The 18,287-nt window shown below is 53.9% G+C and carries 15 protein-coding genes; 5 read left to right on the plus strand and 10 right to left on the minus strand.

The genetic code is table 11. The features are described 5' to 3' along the window. Positions 1 to 79 precede the first annotated feature (79 nt). Positions 80 to 649: a hypothetical protein gene (locus AB9F27_RS09265; protein ID WP_335586049.1), complete on the minus strand. Its 570-nt coding sequence runs from the start codon at positions 647 to 649 to the stop codon at positions 80 to 82. Between the two features lie 269 nt (positions 650 to 918). On the opposite strand from AB9F27_RS09265, the gene AB9F27_RS09270 reads away from it, so the two are divergent. The 5 genes from AB9F27_RS09270 (at position 919) to AB9F27_RS09290 (ending at position 5,485) form a co-directional block, all read left to right on the plus strand. Further along, complete coding sequence (locus tag AB9F27_RS09270; RefSeq protein ID WP_039003630.1) at positions 919 to 1,125, plus strand: cold-shock protein; 207 nt, start codon at positions 919 to 921, stop codon at positions 1,123 to 1,125. A gap of 182 nt (positions 1,126 to 1,307) precedes the next feature. Then, entirely contained in the window at positions 1,308 to 2,183 is an 876-nt protein-coding gene (locus tag AB9F27_RS09275; protein ID WP_335586048.1) for a lysophospholipid acyltransferase family protein, read from the plus strand. A gap of 140 nt (positions 2,184 to 2,323) precedes the next feature. Then, positions 2,324 to 3,802 (plus strand): DUF4173 domain-containing protein, encoded by a 1,479-nt coding sequence (locus tag AB9F27_RS09280; protein WP_335586047.1) that lies wholly within the window; start codon positions 2,324 to 2,326, stop codon positions 3,800 to 3,802. Positions 3,803 to 3,842: 40 nt separating this feature from the next. Then, positions 3,843 to 4,517, plus strand: coding sequence for a response regulator transcription factor (locus AB9F27_RS09285; protein WP_335586046.1), 675 nt, complete (start codon positions 3,843 to 3,845; stop codon positions 4,515 to 4,517). After that, positions 4,514 to 5,485 carry a HAMP domain-containing sensor histidine kinase gene (locus AB9F27_RS09290; RefSeq protein ID WP_335586045.1) on the plus strand — a complete coding sequence of 324 codons (972 nt, stop codon included), beginning with the start codon at positions 4,514 to 4,516 and terminating at the stop codon, positions 5,483 to 5,485. Before AB9F27_RS09285 ends, AB9F27_RS09290 begins: the two co-directional genes overlap by 4 nt. Position 5,486: 1 nt before the next feature. Here the strand turns inward: AB9F27_RS09290 and AB9F27_RS09295 are convergent, their stop codons facing one another. From AB9F27_RS09295 to AB9F27_RS09335, 9 genes are all read right to left on the minus strand, one after another. After that, positions 5,487 to 8,156 (minus strand): AAA family ATPase, encoded by a 2,670-nt coding sequence (locus AB9F27_RS09295; RefSeq protein WP_335586044.1) that lies wholly within the window; start codon positions 8,154 to 8,156, stop codon positions 5,487 to 5,489. After that, the gene (locus AB9F27_RS09300; RefSeq protein WP_335586043.1) at positions 8,153 to 9,268 is read right to left on the minus strand and encodes a DNA repair exonuclease; all 1,116 of its coding nucleotides are present in this window, start codon (positions 9,266 to 9,268) and stop codon (positions 8,153 to 8,155) included. Before AB9F27_RS09300 ends, AB9F27_RS09295 begins: the two co-directional genes overlap by 4 nt. Before the next feature lie 146 nt (positions 9,269 to 9,414). Next, complete coding sequence (locus AB9F27_RS09305; RefSeq protein ID WP_369757664.1) at positions 9,415 to 10,545, minus strand: TauD/TfdA family dioxygenase; 1,131 nt, start codon at positions 10,543 to 10,545, stop codon at positions 9,415 to 9,417. 209 nt (positions 10,546 to 10,754) lie between these two features. Further along, positions 10,755 to 12,392 (minus strand): ABC transporter ATP-binding protein, encoded by a 1,638-nt coding sequence (locus tag AB9F27_RS09310; RefSeq protein ID WP_335586041.1) that lies wholly within the window; start codon positions 12,390 to 12,392, stop codon positions 10,755 to 10,757. After that, complete coding sequence (locus AB9F27_RS09315; protein ID WP_039003624.1) at positions 12,389 to 13,207, minus strand: ABC transporter permease; 819 nt, start codon at positions 13,205 to 13,207, stop codon at positions 12,389 to 12,391. The genes AB9F27_RS09310 and AB9F27_RS09315 overlap by 4 nt, the downstream gene beginning before the upstream one ends. Continuing rightward, positions 13,204 to 14,160 carry an ABC transporter permease gene (locus AB9F27_RS09320; RefSeq protein ID WP_039003659.1) on the minus strand — a complete coding sequence of 319 codons (957 nt, stop codon included), beginning with the start codon at positions 14,158 to 14,160 and terminating at the stop codon, positions 13,204 to 13,206. The genes AB9F27_RS09315 and AB9F27_RS09320 overlap by 4 nt, the downstream gene beginning before the upstream one ends. A gap of 9 nt (positions 14,161 to 14,169) precedes the next feature. After that, a complete protein-coding gene (locus AB9F27_RS09325) occupies positions 14,170 to 15,756 on the minus strand; it encodes an ABC transporter substrate-binding protein (protein WP_369757665.1) in 1,587 nt (528 codons plus the stop codon). 95 nt (positions 15,757 to 15,851) lie between these two features. Next, positions 15,852 to 17,300: a carnitine 3-dehydrogenase gene (locus AB9F27_RS09330; protein WP_335586039.1), complete on the minus strand. Its 1,449-nt coding sequence runs from the start codon at positions 17,298 to 17,300 to the stop codon at positions 15,852 to 15,854. Further along, positions 17,297 to 18,220 (minus strand): 3-keto-5-aminohexanoate cleavage protein, encoded by a 924-nt coding sequence (locus tag AB9F27_RS09335; RefSeq protein ID WP_335586038.1) that lies wholly within the window; start codon positions 18,218 to 18,220, stop codon positions 17,297 to 17,299. Before AB9F27_RS09335 ends, AB9F27_RS09330 begins: the two co-directional genes overlap by 4 nt. Positions 18,221 to 18,287 lie beyond the last annotated feature (67 nt).

Consider the following 18,287-nt stretch of genomic DNA (forward strand, 5'->3'; position numbering starts at 1 on the left):
AGCACGGTAAACGCCTTGACGCACATTCAATAGAGCGGGAAGTCCATTCAAAACCCACCAACCTTAGCACCTATCGCGGCTAATAAGCGTCAAGGGATCGGCACAGATCATGCAGATTGGACAGTTTTGAAACTATCTCTGCATCCAGACCTTCGGGAAAGAAAAGGCTCATGTCTTTTGGGGAGCCAATTGACGGCAAAACCGCACCATCACATTGCTTATATGTCTTGGTCGAGGTGATCCCTTTCATTTGGTAGAGCGAAAGCGTTCGCGCTATTTTGATGTCGTTCGTCTCATCACTGCGTAGAATTTTTTTCACATCAGCTCTTGTCGACGCTGTTTCCTCGGAAAAATAAAACGCCAGCCGCGCACGCCCCGTTGGAGAAAACTCTTTTATTAATTCGACTTCTCGTAAATCAATCAATTTTTCACTGAAATCAGTGTTTCCACCGTTTGCACAGGCCAATTGAGGAACTGTTTTTTGGTAAATCCGACAGTTCTTTACTTCCAAAAATGAGCCATTCACCAAATACATTGCCGCGCTCAAGTCTTTCTCAAGCTCTCCTTCAAGCAGCGAACGATCTATTGGCTCCTCTGGGTTTTGCCCAACAGCAAACGCTACCCCACCGATAGCTACCAAAAGAAGCACGAGTATTCGCGTGACGGGGGGGATTAACGTTTGCAGTCTGAGACAATTTGTTATCCTTAGGTACATTTCGATGCATTCACCGTAGTATTTGCACCTCTTGATCGAAATCTGTTGATAAAACTACTTGTAATTTTGCTCGTTTAGCCCCATGTGATGCGTGCGACGTTACCACTATCGGCTATACTGCTCCTTTTGGCACAGTCTTTCGATCTTGAACTGACTTAGCTTCACTGTTGCATTTCGCGGCAGTTTTTAAAAGGAGAACGACAATGGCTACTGGAACCGTTAAATGGTTTAACTCGACTAAAGGCTTCGGATTTATTGCACCAGATGGTGGAAGCAAAGACGTATTTGTTCACATTTCTGCAGTAGAACAAGCTGGCCTTACTGGTCTTAACGACGATCAAAAAGTTACTTTCGATATTGAACCAGGCCGCGATGGCCGCGAAAGCGCGACAAACATCGTTCTGGCTTAAAGGTTATCCTTTAATCGGAAGCAAAACCTTCTAGGTTTTAAGTGGGCGCATCGGTGACGGTGCGCCCATTTGCGTTCTCTCCCGACTCGATTGTGGATAAAAGAGACACTAGAGATGAACTGAGGCAATACGCCCTAAGCGTTTGCGGTTGGCATTGCACCGAAACCCGATCATACGACGCTATGCTGTCAACTTCTCTGAAATCGGTTTTGCACTACTTTAGGTACTTCCCGTTGTGGTCGGCCCTCACGGCTCTGCGCTGGCGTGCGTTTGATTTGCGGTCCCGTGGTTTGGGGACCACGTTTGGCATCCTCATGCGTTGGTTTCCACCTGCGAGACGCCGATTTGATCGCGAAGCCAAACGCATATACCCCGAAATGAATCGGAGCGCCCGTGCCGCCTTAGGCCAGAATATGGGCCGAAACATGGGGCGCACGCTTTTTGAAATTTATCACGATGCTGAATTTCAAACCCAACACCACAAATTTCGCGTTTCAGGCCCCGGCCTTGCCGCCCTTAAAGAGGCGAACGCGGCGGGCAAAGGCGCGATCATCGTTTCCGGTCACTTTGGCCAATGGGAAGCCATTCGTGCCGTGATCAAAATGCACGGACTTGAGAGCGGAGCCGTGTATCGCCCCCAAAAGAACAGCCATTATGAACGGCGTATCCTCGCGGGTATTGAGGCTGGCGGGAAACCGATTTTTGCCACGGGTCGTGTCGGAACGAAAGCGCTCGTGCGGCATGTGCGCGATGGCGGTATTGTTTCCATTTTGTTGGATGAAAAATACTCGGAGGGTGTGCGCCTACCGTTTCTGGGCCTTGATGCCCTCACATCCCTGTCTGCCGCCCAGCTTGCGCTTAAATATGATCTGCCGATGATCCCCGCCTATGGTATTCGCATTCGGGACGGCAACGCATTTAACGTGGAATTTGAAGCTCCAATCCCCCATACCGACAGCACCACCATGACCCGCGCCTTTAATGACAGCCTTTCCGCGCGCATCAAAGCGGACCCAGAACAATGGTATTGGATGTTGAGACGTTGGGACGGTTCGTGAATTACTGTGCAGTACACTTTTGTGCGGGCAGCTCACAACCTTAAGCCTAACCGATTGCATCTGCACATTTTCTGCACACCTCCTAAGCAAAATCTGCAGATTATTGCGCGATAACCGCTCCGACATTAACGGAGTTTATTATGCAAAATCACTTTACGGTTCGGGGTGTTCCCACATCCCTTGCGATGGATGGCTGGTGGCTGAATTGTTCGGCAAGCGCCTTACCTGCCCAAGACGTCGAGACCAAAAATCCAGCTCATTTCAATATAGCGCGAAAACCTTGGTTCCCCATTTTTGCGGCCCTTTTATTGGTCCTCTTGGCGGACTTCCTGTTCTGGCAGCACAATTTAGGCCTGTCTTTGGTGCTCTATGCGTTCGCAATATTTGGCGTCTCGACCCTCAATTTGCCAGCAAAACAACGTATACGACCAACTGTTTTGCTTTTGCTTGGCGGGTTGCCCGTTGTGGAATATGTGCAGTTGCTGTCTTTGGTCTTCCTTTGCGCGGCGCTGCTTGTGGCCTTGGTGTGGGCGCACGGGCCTAACACCCAAGCTACCAAATATATCGCCTCCGCCTATCGGTTGCTCATTACGATCCCGTTTTCTGGAGCGCGTGCCTTGCTTGGGTCGTTCAAATCCATTCGCGCCGATACCAAAGGCAACAGCGCGCGAACCGTTAAGCGGATTGCCCGCAACTGGGCCTTTCCCATTGGCGGCTCTTTGGTTTTCCTGACGTTATTGATGGATGCAAATCCGATTTTTGCACAACTCCTCTCCCTAGACCTCGATTTTGTGCCGTCGATCAATCGCGTTCTTTTTTGGCTGGGCATGGGCTTACTAATATGGCCACTGATTGAGGGCATAAGGTTCGATGATCGTGAATTTGCCTTTCTCACGACGCCAAAAAACCTGCCCAACCTTGGCCTCAACGCGGGGTCTGTATTACGTGCGCTAGTTATGTTTAACCTGCTGATTGGCGTACAGACCCTCTTGGATTTATCAATTTTCACAGGGGGAACCGCCCTTCCTGACGGCATGACCTATGCGAGCTATGCTCACCGTGGGGCTTATCCGCTTGTGGTCACCGCCCTGCTCGCTGGGGCCTTCGCCATTGCTGCGCGGCCCTTTTTGGGGGAGCATCGTTGGTTGAAACCATTACTGATGCTTTGGCTGCTTCAAAACACCGTTCTCTGCTTTTCTGCTGGGTTACGTTTGGACCTGTATATAGAGGCATACGGGCTGACGTATCTGCGCATTCGGGCGCTCATTTGGATGGGCGTGGTCGCGATTGGCTTGTCCCTGACCGCGTGGCAAATCCTGAAGGCCCATTCAAATCGTTGGCTGGTTCTGCGCTGTGCGACTCTGGCTGTTGGCGTGCTTTATATTTGCTGTTTTGTGAATTTTGCCGCGCTGATTGCTACGGTGAATATTGTGAATAACAAAACAAATGCAAACTACCTTTGTGATTTCGGACCAACGGCGGCCCGCGCCATTCAGGATGCCGCCAAGGCCACAGGTCAACCAGATTATATTTGGAACACCCGTGCGTGCGGTTTCCAGCAGCATAACATTGACGGATGGCGTGATTGGGGGGTACGCAAGTGGCGCACGCACGTGTAAATCGATAGGCGCGCGGGTTGGCAAAACAGGACATTAAACCATGAAAATTCTGCTCGTTGATGACGATCCCCGCCTGCGTGATCTCGTTGGCTTGTCACTTGAACGGGCAGGATATCAAGTTTCGACCGCCGCCAATGGGCAACAGGCGCTCACTTGTGCCCTGCGCGACACTCCGGATCTTATCGTTTTGGATGTCGGCTTGCCAGAAATGGACGGCTTTGACGTTTGCCGCCGCATCCGCGCCCATTCGGATGTGCCGATTGTGTTCCTGACCGCCCGTGACGAGGAAATTGACCGAATTCTGGGGCTTGAACTGGGGGCGGATGACTACGTTGTAAAACCCTTTAGTCCCCGAGAATTGGTCGCCCGTATCAAAGCGATTTTAAAGCGCAGCGGCCAAGCCACCACGCAACACACCCTTCGGCATGGCTCCTTGACCCTCGATTGTACCGCGCATACTTGCCGCGTGAAGGATGTGCAAATTGCACTCACGGCCACCGAATTTCGCATCCTTGAATGCCTGTTGCAGCAGCCTAATCAGATCCGCTCACGTGCCCAAATCATTGCCGTCGTTTGGGGTAACCATAGTCAGGTGTCCGATCGCACGCTCGACAGTCACTTGCGCAATTTGCGTCAAAAATTGGCAAGCGCTGGATGCGAAGATGTCATTGAAACTGTGCATGGCGTGGGCATGCGCTTGAGGGAAATCCTGTGACACAACACTGGCGCCCTCCCCTCATTCTTGTGCTGGCTGGCGGACTTTCCGGCACCCTTGCCCTGTCCTTTGCGGGGATTGTCGCGCTTCGCTATCTCGGTCCGGAAATTGGCTTTCGCAACGCGGCTATGGTCTTGGGCGTGGCCATCACCTGCGCCACTGCGGTCCTCGGCTGGCTGCTATTGCGCCTCATCTTACGCCCGATCTTGGCACTCGAACGCTACGCCGCAGAGGTCAGATTTGACAGTACCTCACAGGTTGACGCCCCCGTTCGCTTTGGCACACGCGAGCTGCATCACACCTCTCAAAGTGTCATCGGAATGGCGACAACATTACGCGACCGAGAAGCCACAATTCGCAGTTTCACCGATCACGTAACCCATGAGATCAAAACCCCCGTTGCCGCAATCAGGGCTGCGGTCGAACTGCTTGAAGACGGTGGAATGTTGAGTGCAGAAGACTTGAAAATAGTGCAGGAAATTGATGGGGCTCAGGCACAAATCCAAACCCAACTGGATGCCCTGCGTCGTGCCGTGCAAGCCCGCGAAACACGGTATTTGGGCACGTGTACACTGGTAGATATCCGAGATGCCGTCGTTGCAAATTTCCCCATGCTAGGTTTCCACTTCTCTGGGGAACATACAAAAATTCCGATATCTACCAATGGGATGCGCATCGTTCTTCAACAGTTACTTCAAAATTCCGTTGAGCAAAATGCGTCTCAGATCAACCTTGTTGCTGAAGAAACTCCGGACGAAATCCACATCACAATCCAGGACAATGGATCGGGTATTTCTGTTGGCAACGCAGACCGGATTTTCAATGCATTTTTTACCACGAAACGCGAAAGCGGTGGCACAGGAATGGGCCTTTCCATTGCCCGAAATGTCATTGTCGCCCACAACGGGAAAATCACATGCAAAGCATCTGACAGCGGCGCACAGTTTCAGATTGCTTTCCCAGGTTAGCCTATCGAGCAGAAACTTCCGTTGGGTGTTCTTCGGCCCCGTCCTTGATTGTAGTGATGAAGGCACGCGCGCCGCCAAGGTCAGAGAAGGCGCGGGTTCGGCAGCTCAAAACGATGATCTGCTGATCCCGAGCGATTTGGGCCAACATGTTGAACATTGTCGAAATGCGCTCGTCATCGGTGTGAACCAACGCGTCGTCCAAAATGATCGGCACGTGATTGCCATGCTTTGCAAATAACCTCGCGAAAGCCAGCCGTGTGAGGATCGCAATTTGCTCAAAAGCCCCGCCAGAAAGCACTTCGATTTTGTCCGTCACGCCATTGCGTGTAATCGTTTCGATCAGAAGCTTGTCTGGGTCAATTTGAAATTCTGCACCGGCATGCAATTGCCGCAACAAGGGCAACAACTCTTTCCGCACGGGTTCAAAATAGGTTTCTTGCGCGTCTGCTCTGGCGGCCTCAAGGTGCGCAATTAGCAGCTTTAACGCTTTCGCATGGTTGGCAAATTGAGCGGCTCGCTCTTCGGCGCGCACTAGTTTACCTTCGACCTCCGCCAGTTTTTCTTCGACGGCCCCTTCTGATTGCGTGTGAATGACCCCATCCAACCGGGCCAGCTCTCGTTCTAGGAGGCTGATTTCTTTTAGGTCCTCGTCGTCCGCTTGAACCGCGCGTTCATGCTTGGCGGTCGCGGCCAAAAGGTCAGAACCCGCCGCCTGTAACTCTGCAAGCGCTGTGCGGGCGGTGGCGATCTCGCCTTCCTTTCCTGTCTTGGCCTGAACCAGAGCTTGCAGCGTCGCGTTTTCGTCCGCAGATACCTCCAGCGTGGCCTCGTCTTCGCGCAAACGGAGCAAATGCACCTCAACCTCAGTCAATGCGCTGACGGCTTGGGTCAAACCCTCCTGAAGCGCGGGCAATGCGTCGCGCAATTGCGTAAGGTCTTCATCAAGATTGGAAATCTCTCGCTCTTTGGCTTCCGACGGTTTTTCCTTGTTGCCGCCCTCGGCCACAGAATTAGCAGGCTCATCCGCTGGATGGCTCAACTCGGCGCAAAGCGCACTCCATTCCGTTTCTAATGCGCCTACTCCATCAGGAGCCAGCGCCCTGATCTGTGTTTGGGCTGTCTGCCGATCCTGAAGGGCTGTCAGTTGTGCCGCAAAGGTCTGTTGCGCAGCCACGACTGTGTCAAAACCTAATGTTTTCAGGTCGGTATCTAGGTCCGATTGGAGCGCTACGGGGTCGGCGATGCCCTGCCCCACACCCTCTGCTGGTTGCAGGGCTATCGTGCCAAACCCAGGCAAGGTTACGATCAAAGACTGGTCAATCAGGCGGGGTTCGGCGTTGGGTATATCCACGCCATTTATAGTTGCATGCGCCGTATCTGCGGCCACGATAAACCGTGCAAAATGAATTTTACGGGTCTCGATCGCGATATCGCGGCGACGCTCTAGGTCCGACAGCCTGTCGATTGCGGCCTTTGTTATCTCGTCTCCGCGTAAGATTGCGTCGGCTTTAGCCCGTTGCGCCTTCGGAGCCTTCAATTGCTCCGATACATCAGACAGGATCGCCAAACGAACCCGTTTTGCCGTCTCGCGTTCATCCTGACGCGCCTGTTGTAATGCTTCTGCAAGGTTTCGGCGCTGTTCCTCTTTTTCTTTGATCGAGCCTTGTAGCGCCCCGATGGCATCTTGCGCGATCGTTTTGGCATCAGTGGCCTTGCTCGCGGCGGTTTCCTTTTCCGCAATCGCAATCGCAGTCGTCTTGCGCCGAACTTGTGCGTCAGTAATGGTTTTGATGTCGCGTTCAAGGTCCTGTTCGGCGCTACAAAGAAGTTGAATATCCTTCTGTGCATCCTGAATTTTGCGATCCTGCTCCCGTGTCGCAGTCAAATGTTCGGATGCTTTTTTGATCGCGGCTGATCTTTGCTCGCGAAGCTCTGGCGCTTGAAGCTCCCGCAAGCGGGTTGCGACCCGTTTTTTCAACCCCAGATCGTGGCCAAGGGCTTCGACGGACCTCGCAAGTTTGAATTGCTCTTCGCCAAGAAGTTCCACTCGGTCCACGGCCTCTTTCCACGGACTGCCGGCTTTTGGCTTGTCTTGCTTGGTGCTGATGGCGTCAAGGTCTTGTTTGCAGCGCTGGACAATACTATCCATCCGACGCCCGCCCGTCACCGCGTCTATCTGGCCACGCACACTCGACATCACATCTCGGCGCGTCTCAATGCCATCTGCGCTGGCATCAACACCAACGCTCCCCTGACGGACCCAAAGCAACCCGAAAGGCCCATTGTTTGCATTCAGGATATTCTGTTGAATCCACTGTTCGGCATCGTCTGCCTGCTTCAGGATCGTGCCGCTCGTCATGACAGTTACCGTCGCGGATGACCCCGCTTTTTTCAGGTTAAAAACCTTCTCGATCAGGTAATCTGCCCCATCAAGTTCGATCTCGGCCGATATCCGCATCGCCCCGCCTGAATAGGGCTGCATATCCTTCAGCTCTTTCTTTCCTGACCCATACTCATAGAAAAACAGCGCGTGAAGGGCTCCGAAAAAGGTGCTTTTGCCGCTTTCATTCTCGGCGGTGATTGTTGTTAGGCCATCGCCAAACGGGCCAAGGACCGCCGTTTTATCAGCAAAACGACGGACATTATGCAGGGTTAGCTTGCGCAGCTTCACGACGCTGTCTCCTGCGCAAGAAAGAACAGATGCGACAACGCCATCTGGGCTATGCGCGCGTCTTCTTCGGTGCGGCCCTCAAGTGACGTTGCCTCAAAAATGCTTTCTGCGGCCACACGCAGCGCCCCCGCTTCCGCAATCAAGTTCAGGTCGTCGACATTTTGCTCGATACCCACTTTCACCAAGTTTGCTTCGAAAAAGTGGAATTCATCCTCCAGCTTTTCGCAAGCCTTCCGCAGGGCTGCGAGATCTGACAGGCCCAAACGACCTGTCCCGATGAACCGCACAAGGGCGAAGTCACGACCCGTTTTTGGTAACGCCTCTTCCAAAATTGTCACGGGATCAATGCCAGAAAAGAATTCGACTTCAATGCGGTGCCACGTGTATTTCCCCAAGGGAACTTGCTCTACACGCGGCGCCTCGCCGTGCTTGTCGATTTCAACAACCAAAGCACCAGCAGGCGCGTGCCCCTTGAAACCATCCGCCTCTGGTCCCCCCGCATACCACGTCCGCGACGTGATACGCATCTGACCATGCCAATCGCCCAACGCGAGATAATCAAGGTTCGAGGTCTCTGCACGATCTGGTGGAATTGTTGCCAAACCGCCGTCTTCTGATCCGAAATCCGTCACGCCACCATGCGCCAAACCAATCCGGATACGTGTGCCCGTGTCGGCAGTTCCCATCCATTCCGTCAGGTCGTACCCTGAGGCTCTGACCGAGGGGGGCGCTGGAAGAATAGCCACATCGGGCCCAATCTCAAGAACTTCGGCGGACGTCGCCAAAATCACATTGGCGGGCTTGTCCCGTTCCAACCGTTCCCAAAGATCAACGGCCGCCAGCGAGTCGTGATTTCCGGGCATCCAAACCCAAGTTAGATCAGGAAAGGCAGCCATCGAGTCCAGTGCTCGCTTCACCAATCTGGATGGTGGCGCCTCGGCATCAAACGTATCGCCTGCGATCACCACAAACTCCGCGTTGCGGCTTACTGCAAGCGCGCCGGTTGCTTGCAACGCGTCAAGGCGCGCTGCCTTTAATGCAGCACGCGTGTCTTCATCAAAATTTCCGAAAGGTTTTCCAAGGTGGAAATCAGCCACATGCACAAATCGCATTATTCTTAGCTCTCCCCAAACCTGATGGAAGCATATTGCCCTCGAAGTGACCAACTGTAAACGGATGCACCTATCTTTTTTTGAAGCCCGCTAAAGGCTCCCGCGCATTTTGCGCAGGAGCGGATTTATGCGTTCAAATACGGCGATTATGCCGCGTCAACGGCACCGATGTCGCGGCAAAGTAAACGCAGACGCGAGGTGAATTCGCCGCGATCCACATAGCAGCCTCGCAGCTGCCTAAAGCCTGAGGACGGATCAAAAGCCTCGCGGCCATGCAGCACCCGCCGATTGTCAAAGACCACCATTTCGCCGGCTTTCAGCTTTAAGGTCAGGCGATATTTTGGGTCTCGCGTTTTGGCCATATAGGCGCGATAGGCACGGTAATAGGCGGGCATGATCTCGGCAGGCATATCAAAAACCCCTGCAATATGGGCGTTGTAGCGGATCTCGATCACGTCGCCCGCGCGGTCCAATGTGATCACGGGTTCATGGACAGCGATATCAGCGTCACGGTCGTGAAAACGAAAGGGAATAGGCACCTCGCAGAGCAGTCGAAAGGCCTCGGGGTCGTCTTCCCGCAAATCCTCGGCCATGGCAAACCCATCCGCAATCAGAGAGCCGCCACCTGTCGCCTCATTAGCGAGGCAGTGCAAAAATTGATACCCCGGAGGCACCTCTTGGTTTGGTAAGTCCGTGTGAAGGGGCAAAGCGACCGAGGTGTACGCGAGGTTGTTGGGATCGGGTTTATTGATCACGTCAAAGGTTGTACCAAAATTGGTTTCCCGCAGAAAACCGATCCGCTGGGCCACGTCGATGCCAGCGCTGACCCTGTCTTCAAGGTGGTCAACAATCGTGAGGCCGAAGGCGGCGAGGTTTTCCATCCAAGATTTAAGCTGTTGATCATCCGCCAAAATCGGGGCGGCTGGGGCGCGCGGAATGCCTGCTGCGGTTATATCTGCTCGCCAAAGTTTGGGTGCAATCACGCCCGCGTCTGCTGCGGGTTGGCCCGGTCGATGGGCGCTCAGCAATGCCACGGGAAGGTGGCTTACGTGGTCGTCCTCATAGCGTAACGCAACGGTGTCACCGTCAAGTTGCGCCGACAAAAGCACGGGGGACGCGTCAAGCGCCAACAGGTCCAGCAACCGTTCGTGGGTTTGTGGATGCAGCCCCGAAGGGCAATTATCACGCAGCCAGATGGTTGGAAAAGAAGTCGACGTAGTGTCCGGCCAAGTCACGACAAGCGTGTCAGCACGGACCAAAAGGTCAGTGACAGTCATAGGAAATCCAGTTCATTTTGGGGAATTGATCGCAGAAATAGCAATCAATAACAGGGCGGCGGCCACCATTCCTGCGTCTTGCCGTAAGGCGTGCCAATCGCGCGCCACCCCAGCATGAAATTTTTGGAGTCCAAAATCATAAAGTGACGCTAAGTGAGTTCAGTCGTTTCAACAAGCGAGAACGGGATGCGTGCAAGTTGGGTCGTTTTTCAATTGCCCGCACTTTCCATTTTACGATGCGCGATGACCTCTTCCAGCCACCCCAGTTTCATCTCAGGAATTGAGCTAAGCAGCAGGTCGGTATAGTCATCAAACGGCGGCGAAAGCACTTCTGTTTTGCTGCCATAACGCACGACCTCCCCTTGATACATCACCGCAATACTATCCGCGACGGCACGCACCGTGGCCAGATCATGCGTGATAAAGAGATACGCGACATCCTCCGTCTTTTGCAGGTTCAAAAGCAGCTTTAGGATGCCATCCGCGACCAAGGGGTCCAACGCCGATGTGACCTCATCACAGATGATCACCTTGGGTTTGGCCGCAAGGGAACGCGCGATGCAGACCCGCTGTTTTTGCCCACCGGAAAGCTCGGCTGGATAGCGGTCGATGAACTCTTCGCCCATCTCGATTTCATCCAACAACTCGATGATCCGTTTACGCTTTTCGGTGCCGCGCATCCCAAAGTAAAACTCAAGCGGACGCCCAATAATGGTCCCCACCGTTTGGCGCGGATTCATCGCGACATCGGCCATTTGATAGATCATCTGTACTTCGCGTAAATCATTCAAATCGCGGCTTGCCAAATCTGGGCTAAGGGTGCGCCCCGCAAACTCAATCCGCCCTTCCGAGGGTGGCAATAACCCTGTAATAACGCGCGCAAGGGTCGACTTCCCCGACCCGCTTTCGCCCACCACCGCCAATGTTTGACCGGGGTGCAATTCAACATTCACATCGCGCAAGACATCAAAGTTTGTGCCTTTGTAACGCGCCGTTATCTGTTCAACTTTCAGCACAGGCTCAGACGATGGTGCCTTTTCTTCGTGACGGATCGAGCGCACAGAAACCAGTGCACGGGTGTAGTCTTCGGACGGGTGGTTGATGATCTTATCGGTGCTGCCGTATTCAACCATTTCACCCATTTTTAGCACCATGATATCATCCGCAACCTGTGCCACGACCGCCAGATCATGAGTGATATAGATCGCGGCGACGCCTGTAGCGCGGATCGCATCCTTAATCGCCTTCAAAACTTCGATCTGCGTGGTCACATCCAAGGCTGTTGTGGGTTCATCAAAAACCACCAAGTCGGGTTCGGGGCAAAGGGCCAGAACTGTCATACAGCGCTGTAGCTGGCCGCCCGAAACCTGATGTGGAAACCGATTTCCGATAGTCTCGGGATCGGGCAAACCCAACTTGTCAAACAAGGTCACCGCTTTTGCAATCGCCTCTCGGCGCGTGAATTTGCCATGATGCACGGCAGCTTCGATGACTTGCTCCATGATCCTTTTGGCGGGGTTGAACGATGCGGCGGCCGACTGGCTCACATAGGTCACCTCGCTCCCGCGCAACTTGCGCACGTCGCGTGGTCGCGCCTGCAAGATGTCGCGTCCATTCACCCAAACTTCACCACCGGTGAGTTTCACACCGCCACGGCCATAGGCCAACGACGCCAAGCCAATGGTCGATTTTCCCGCGCCAGATTCGCCGATGAGGCCCAGAACTTTGCCCGCCTCTAGGTCAAAATCCAATCCATGAACAATCTCGATGTCATGGGCTTTTTCGTTTGGAGGAAAAACCGTCGCGCCGATTTTCAGACCGCGCACTTTGACCAGTGGTGTGTTCATCCTCGGCCTCCTTTAAGGGACGCGGTGCGGTTCAAAACCCAATCCGCAACAAGGTTGACCGAAATCGCGAGGGTCGCAATGGCGAAGGCGGGCCAAAGAGCGGCTGGAATACCGTAAACGATCCCCTCCTTGTTCTCTTTCACAATGCCGCCCCAATCAGCCTCTGGAGGTTGAACCCCAAGACCAAGGAACGACAGCGTCGAAACGAACAACACCATGAAGATGAACCGCAGGCCCATTTCGGCAACCAGAGGGCTTAGAACATTGGGTAGGATTTCACGAAAGATGATCCATCGCGTGCCTTCGCCGCGCAGTTTCGCGGCCTCGACATAATCCATCACGTTGACGTCCACCGCGACCGCGCGCGACAATCGATAGACGCGAGTTGCGTCAAGCAGGCCCATCACGATGATCAAAACAGGGATCGTCACCGGCATGACCGACAACACAACCAGCGCAAAAATCAGCGTCGGGATCGACATCACAAGATCAACAAAACGCGACAACACTTGATCAACCCAGCCCCCCAAAACGGCAGCCGTCAGACCGAGGACCGATCCAAGGCTGAAGGACAAAACCGTCGCCGCAGTTGCGATAAAGATCGTTGTGCGCCCGCCATAGATCATGCGGGTCAAAAGATCGCGTCCGATGCTATCAGTGCCCAACCAGTGCTTGGCTGATGCGGACTCCCAGATGTCATTACTGACGATTTCGGACATGCCATATGGCGCGATCCACGGGGCAAAAATCGCCATCAGAAAATAGAGAGACGTGAAGAAAAGGCCGATGGCCGCAGAAAGGGGGATACGGCTCATTTCGGATGCCTCAGTTTTGGATTGGCAAGAATTGACACGACGTCGGCCACCAGATTTAGCCCAATATAGACTGCGGCAAAGATCAATCCGCAGGCTTGAACGACGGGCACGTCCCGTTTGCTCACATGGTCAACAAGATATTGCCCCATCCCGGGATAGACGAACACCACCTCAACCACGACCACGCCAACCACAAGATAGGCGAGGTTCAACATCACCACGTTCACGATGGGGGAAATGGCGTTTGGAAAGGCGTGTTTTGCGATCACATTAAAGCTGCTGAGCCCTTTGAGTTCGGCGGTTTCAATATAGGCCGATTGCATCACGTTCAGGATTGCAGCACGTGTCATCCGCATCATTTGCGCCAAAACAACGAGGGTCAGGACAATGACGGGCAAGGCAATCGCACTCAATTTCTCGCCAAAACTCATGCTGTCATTGATCATGGCAACAGAGCTGAACCAGCCCAGCTTTACGGAAACGAAGTACATTAGAATATAGGAAATAAGGAATTCAGGGATCGAAATTGAGGTCAGCGTGACGGCCGAAATCAATTTGTCGGGCCAGCGATCCCGATAGCGCACTGAAAGAAGTCCGAGAAAAATTGCCAGTGGCACCGAGATGAAGGCCGCCCAGAAGGCAAGAAACATCGTGTTGCTCAAGCGGCTACCAAGGCTTGTGGCAATATCCGCGCCGTTTGTCAGGGCGGTTCCCAGATCTCCGTGCATAACCCCGCCAAGCCAACTGAAATAGCGGGTCAAAGCGGGCTCATTCAGACCCAACTCCTCTCGCAAGTTTGCAAGGGATTGCTCGGTGGCGGATTGGCCAAGGATTGATTGCGCCACGTCGCCGGGCAGAATTTGTGTTCCTACAAAGATCAGCGCAGAGGCGGCGAACAGGAGGAGTATGCTCAGCGCTAGGCGCTGAGCAATCAGTTTAAGAATAGGATGAATCACCTGATACTATGCCTTCCAGCATTTCACAGCCGCAAATCCGTTCATCATTTCAAGGTTCGGATCGGCTTCCCATCCTGCGATATCGTCGCGTACACCCTCGACAAAATCGTTGAACATTGGACAGATCACTCCGCCCTCATCGCGCACCAGCATGGCTGCTTCGCTATACAGAGCCTTGCGTTTCACAAGGTCCAATTCTGAGCGTGCTTCTAAGACAATACCGTCAAAGGTATCGTTGAAGAACCGCGTGTCATTCCAGTCAGCGCCCGTCGTATAAGCTGTGGAATACATTTGATCCTGCACAGGACGGCCACTCCAGTAAGACGCACAGAACGGCTGTTTGTTCCAGACTTCCGACCAGTAACCGTCGTTTGGTTCACGCTTGATTTCCAACGGAATGCCCGCCGCTGCCGCAGATTGCTGGAACAATGCCGCCGCATCAACCGCACCAGGGAAGGCGCCATCGGCTGTGCGCAGAATAATCGGGCTGCCGTCGTGGCCGGATTTCTTATAGTGGAAAGCGGCCTTTTCAGGATCATAGGTGCGCTGAGCAATGGTATCGTCGAACAGGGGATATGCCGCGTTGATTGGGAAATCGTTGCCGATGCTGCCATAGCCAGAAAGGATTTTTTCGACCATTTCTTCACGGTTGATCGCATATTTCAGCGCAAGGCGCAGGTCGTTATTGTCAAACGGTGCCATGTCACAATGCATGATGAAGACATAGTGTCCCCGTCCGGAAACGTTGCGCACGCTCAAGCCCGGCGAGCGATCAAGCAAGCCTGCAACATTTGGATCGACTTGGTTAATCATCTGGACCTGACCAGATTGCAACGCGGCGCTACGGGCCGTCGCGTCGTTGATCACGAGAGTTTCAACGGTGTCGAAATGACCGATGCTATCATCCCAATAGTTCGCAAAACGCTCGCCTACATAGCGGATACCGGGTTCATTGACGGTGATCGCATAGGGGCCCGTGAAAATACCCGCCGTTGGATCATCCATGCCGCCATTGGGCTGAATGACCAGATGATAGTCAGCCATAAGGAATGGTAAATCGGCATTGGGTGTCGTGAGGGTGACCTCAACTGAATCGCCGTCGACCCGCATGGATTCGATGCCCTGCATGATCCCAAGTGCGCCGGATTTTGACTCTTCGTTTGAGTGGCGTTCCAGCGTCGCAAGAACATCCTCTGGTGTCAAAGTCTTGCCATTGTGGAACTCAACACCCTTGCGGATTTTGAAGGACCATGTCTTTGCGTCGGCGGTGCTCTCGATGCTTTCTGCAAGGCGGAAATCGATCTCACCCGATGGGGATACATTGACCAAGTTTTCGCCCGATTGGCGCAAAATGTTGAAGATCACTTGGGAGGTTGCCGCCGCTGGGTCGAGCGAATTGGTACTTTCACCACCACCAAGACCAATGCTCAGCGTGCCACCACGAACGGGGCCAGCGGCATGGGCCGCGGAGGAAAGCATCGTGTTCGCGGCCACAGCGGTAATGCCAAGTGCGCCTGCTTTGCCAAGAAAAGCGCGGCGATTGTATTTGCCTTGTGCGGTGCGAGCCAGAAGGTATTTCAGTTCATCGTTCATGGTTGTTTTCCCAGTTTTTTTGAGTGATTGATAGAAATCGCATCTTCGTGTTTTCGTCCGAGGTCCCTTTTCTCACCGTTGTCCGGCGACGTATTTCAGCTGCGATCTGATTGACCGACATAACGACCTGCGCCTTCTGGTGGTGGCATCCCTGAGTGGGATTGCACAAATGCCGCGAGGCAATCTGCGACCGCGCGCGAAGGCAGGCTTGTTTTTCTAGCATTTAGATCCATGTGTAACAACAGAGTTTCAGATGTCGCGACCAAAGTTTCCCCCTGATCCTTATACATCCGGTGGAATAAATGCATTTTTTTGCCCGCAGCTGAGAGCACTTGCGTCTTTATTTTCAACACGCTGCCTTCCTTAACCTCCTCAAGAAAACGCAGGTGGGACTCTACGGTAAAATAACTGCCGCCAGACGCGACATACGTAGCGTCAACGCCGATCATTTCCATGAATCGATCCGTCGCCTGTGAACTTGCTTCTTGGTATTTGGCCTCATTCATATGGCCATTGTAATCGGTCCAGCTCTGCGGAACTTGGCGCGAAACAGTTACCGGAAGGTCGACAAAATCCGGTGTTGGCAACGTCGCTTCATGGGAATTAATCGTCCCGCCTGCCCCGCTCCCTGATTTTTTCAGCGCCCGCATCATGCCAACAAGATTGTCATCGCGAAGGCGTTCCAGCTCGCGGATCGACATGTGGCCAGATTGGGCGTCTGATTGACCCGCAATGAGATCGACCAACTCATCGGTAAACTCCGGCACGTCCATCAATTTGGTCCACGGCCATTTCAGCGCGGGGCCAAATTGCGCCATGAAGTGCTTCATTCCCGCCTCGCCGCCCGCCACGCGATAGGTCTCAAACAGACCCATTTGCGCCCAACGCAGGCCAAAGCCATAGCGAATGGAGTCGTCGATTTCCTCGGTGGTGGCGATGCCATCGCTGACAAGCCAAAGTCCTTCGCGCCAAACAGCTTCAAGCAAACGATCCGCGATATGTGCGTCAATTTCCTTACGCACGATGAGGGGCTTCATGCCGATAGAAATCAGGATATCGCGCGCCCGTTCTGTGAGCGCGCTTGGCGTCAATGCCGAGGGGACGACTTCAACCAAGGGCAGCAGATAAACGGGGTTAAACGGGTGTGCCACGATGACCTGTGCAGGGCGATCTGCGCCATCCTGCAATTCGGAGGGTTTGAAGCCCGAGGTTGAGGAGCCTAGGATCGCATCATGGGGCGCATGCTCTTGTATTTGCTTATGTATCGCGTGTTTTAAGTCAAGGCGTTCGGGTACGCTCTCTTGTATCCAATTGGCCCCTGAAACCGCATCAGCCATCGACTCATGGAACGTAAGCGCCCCTTCCGGCGGAAGCGCCCTGTCGTAAAGCGATGGCAAACTGCGCCGCGCATTGGCTAGAACATCCCCAATTTTTCGTGCCGCATCTGGGTCAGGATCAAAGACAGAAACATCCCATCCATTCAGCAAAAAACGGGCAACCCAGCCTCCGCCAATCACCCCACCACCAACTATCGTCGCTTTCATCCGCGCGCCCCTTTCGGTGCTCGTTTTACCAGAGCCAGTTTTTCCCGAACCTCTTGCGGACCCATAATCTTGGCCCCCATTCCCTCAATCACGCCCACGGCCTTTTCGACCAGCTGCGCATTGGTGGCGAGGACGCCGCGCTCCAAAAACAGGTTGTCCTCAAGTCCGACACGGACGTTGCCACCCGCCAAAACAGAAGCCGCCACATAAGGCATCTGATCGCGGCCCAATGAGAAGGCGGACCAATTCCAATCCGCTGGGATGTTGTTCACCATCGCCATGAAGGTGTTCATGTCATTGGGCGCGCCCCAAGGCACCCCCATGCAAAGCTGTACCAAGGCGGGTGATTTCAGAATGCCTTCCTTCACCAGTTGCGTGGCGAACCAAAGGTGCCCCGTATCAAAGGCTTCGATTTCTGGCATGACGCCCAAGTCCGTCATCATCTGCCCCATAGCACGCAACATTCCCGGAGAATTCGTCATCACATAGTCGGCCTCTGCGAAATTCATCGTCCCGCAATCAAGGGTGCAAAGCTCTGGCAAACACGCGGTGATATGGGCCATGCGCTCGGTTGCGCCGACCATATCGGTTGCCGCAGCATTTAGCGGGAACGGGCTTTCCGCCGAGCCAAAAACGATGTCCCCGCCCATGCCCGCCGTCAGGTTCAAAACGACGTCGACTTCGGCGTCACGGATGCGATCCGTCAACTCGCGGTAGTGGTTCAAGTCGCGCGAAGGGGCGCCCGTTTGCGGATCGCGCACGTGGCAATGCACGACAGCGGCCCCCGCCTTTGCGGCATCAATCGCGCTTTTGGCGATTTGTTTTGGGGAGCGCGGGACATGCGGGGACTTATCTTGGGTCGCGCCCGCCCCCGTTACAGCACAGGTAATAAAAACGTCGCGGTTCATAGTTAGAGGCATGGATGCCTTCCTCTTCGATCAGATGTCATGGCATAGAAGCCGCCCCAAGGCAGATTTTGCAGGGTGC

Origin of the sequence: Falsihalocynthiibacter sp. CO-5D18, assembly GCF_041205445.1 — a bacterium.
Lineage (GTDB): Bacteria > Pseudomonadota > Alphaproteobacteria > Rhodobacterales > Rhodobacteraceae > Falsihalocynthiibacter > Falsihalocynthiibacter arcticus.

What these genes read in the sequence shown, in the direction of transcription:
- AB9F27_RS09270 (WP_039003630.1), top strand. Translation starts at nt 919, where the DNA reads ATGGCTACTGGAACCGTTAAATGGTTTAACTCGACTAAAGGCTTCGGA.
- AB9F27_RS09275 (WP_335586048.1), top strand. Translation starts at nt 1,308, where the DNA reads ATGCTGTCAACTTCTCTGAAATCGGTTTTGCACTACTTTAGGTACTTC.
- AB9F27_RS09280 (WP_335586047.1), top strand. Translation starts at nt 2,324, where the DNA reads ATGCAAAATCACTTTACGGTTCGGGGTGTTCCCACATCCCTTGCGATG.
- AB9F27_RS09285 (WP_335586046.1), top strand. Translation starts at nt 3,843, where the DNA reads ATGAAAATTCTGCTCGTTGATGACGATCCCCGCCTGCGTGATCTCGTT.
- AB9F27_RS09300 (WP_335586043.1), bottom strand. Translation starts at nt 9,268, where the DNA reads ATGCGATTTGTGCATGTGGCTGATTTCCACCTTGGAAAACCTTTCGGA.
- AB9F27_RS09305 (WP_369757664.1), bottom strand. Translation starts at nt 10,545, where the DNA reads ATGACTGTCACTGACCTTTTGGTCCGTGCTGACACGCTTGTCGTGACT.
- AB9F27_RS09310 (WP_335586041.1), bottom strand. Translation starts at nt 12,392, where the DNA reads ATGAACACACCACTGGTCAAAGTGCGCGGTCTGAAAATCGGCGCGACG.
- AB9F27_RS09315 (WP_039003624.1), bottom strand. Translation starts at nt 13,207, where the DNA reads ATGAGCCGTATCCCCCTTTCTGCGGCCATCGGCCTTTTCTTCACGTCT.
- AB9F27_RS09325 (WP_369757665.1), bottom strand. Translation starts at nt 15,756, where the DNA reads ATGAACGATGAACTGAAATACCTTCTGGCTCGCACCGCACAAGGCAAA.
- AB9F27_RS09330 (WP_335586039.1), bottom strand. Translation starts at nt 17,300, where the DNA reads ATGAAAGCGACGATAGTTGGTGGTGGGGTGATTGGCGGAGGCTGGGTT.
- AB9F27_RS09335 (WP_335586038.1), bottom strand. Translation starts at nt 18,220, where the DNA reads ATGCCTCTAACTATGAACCGCGACGTTTTTATTACCTGTGCTGTAACG.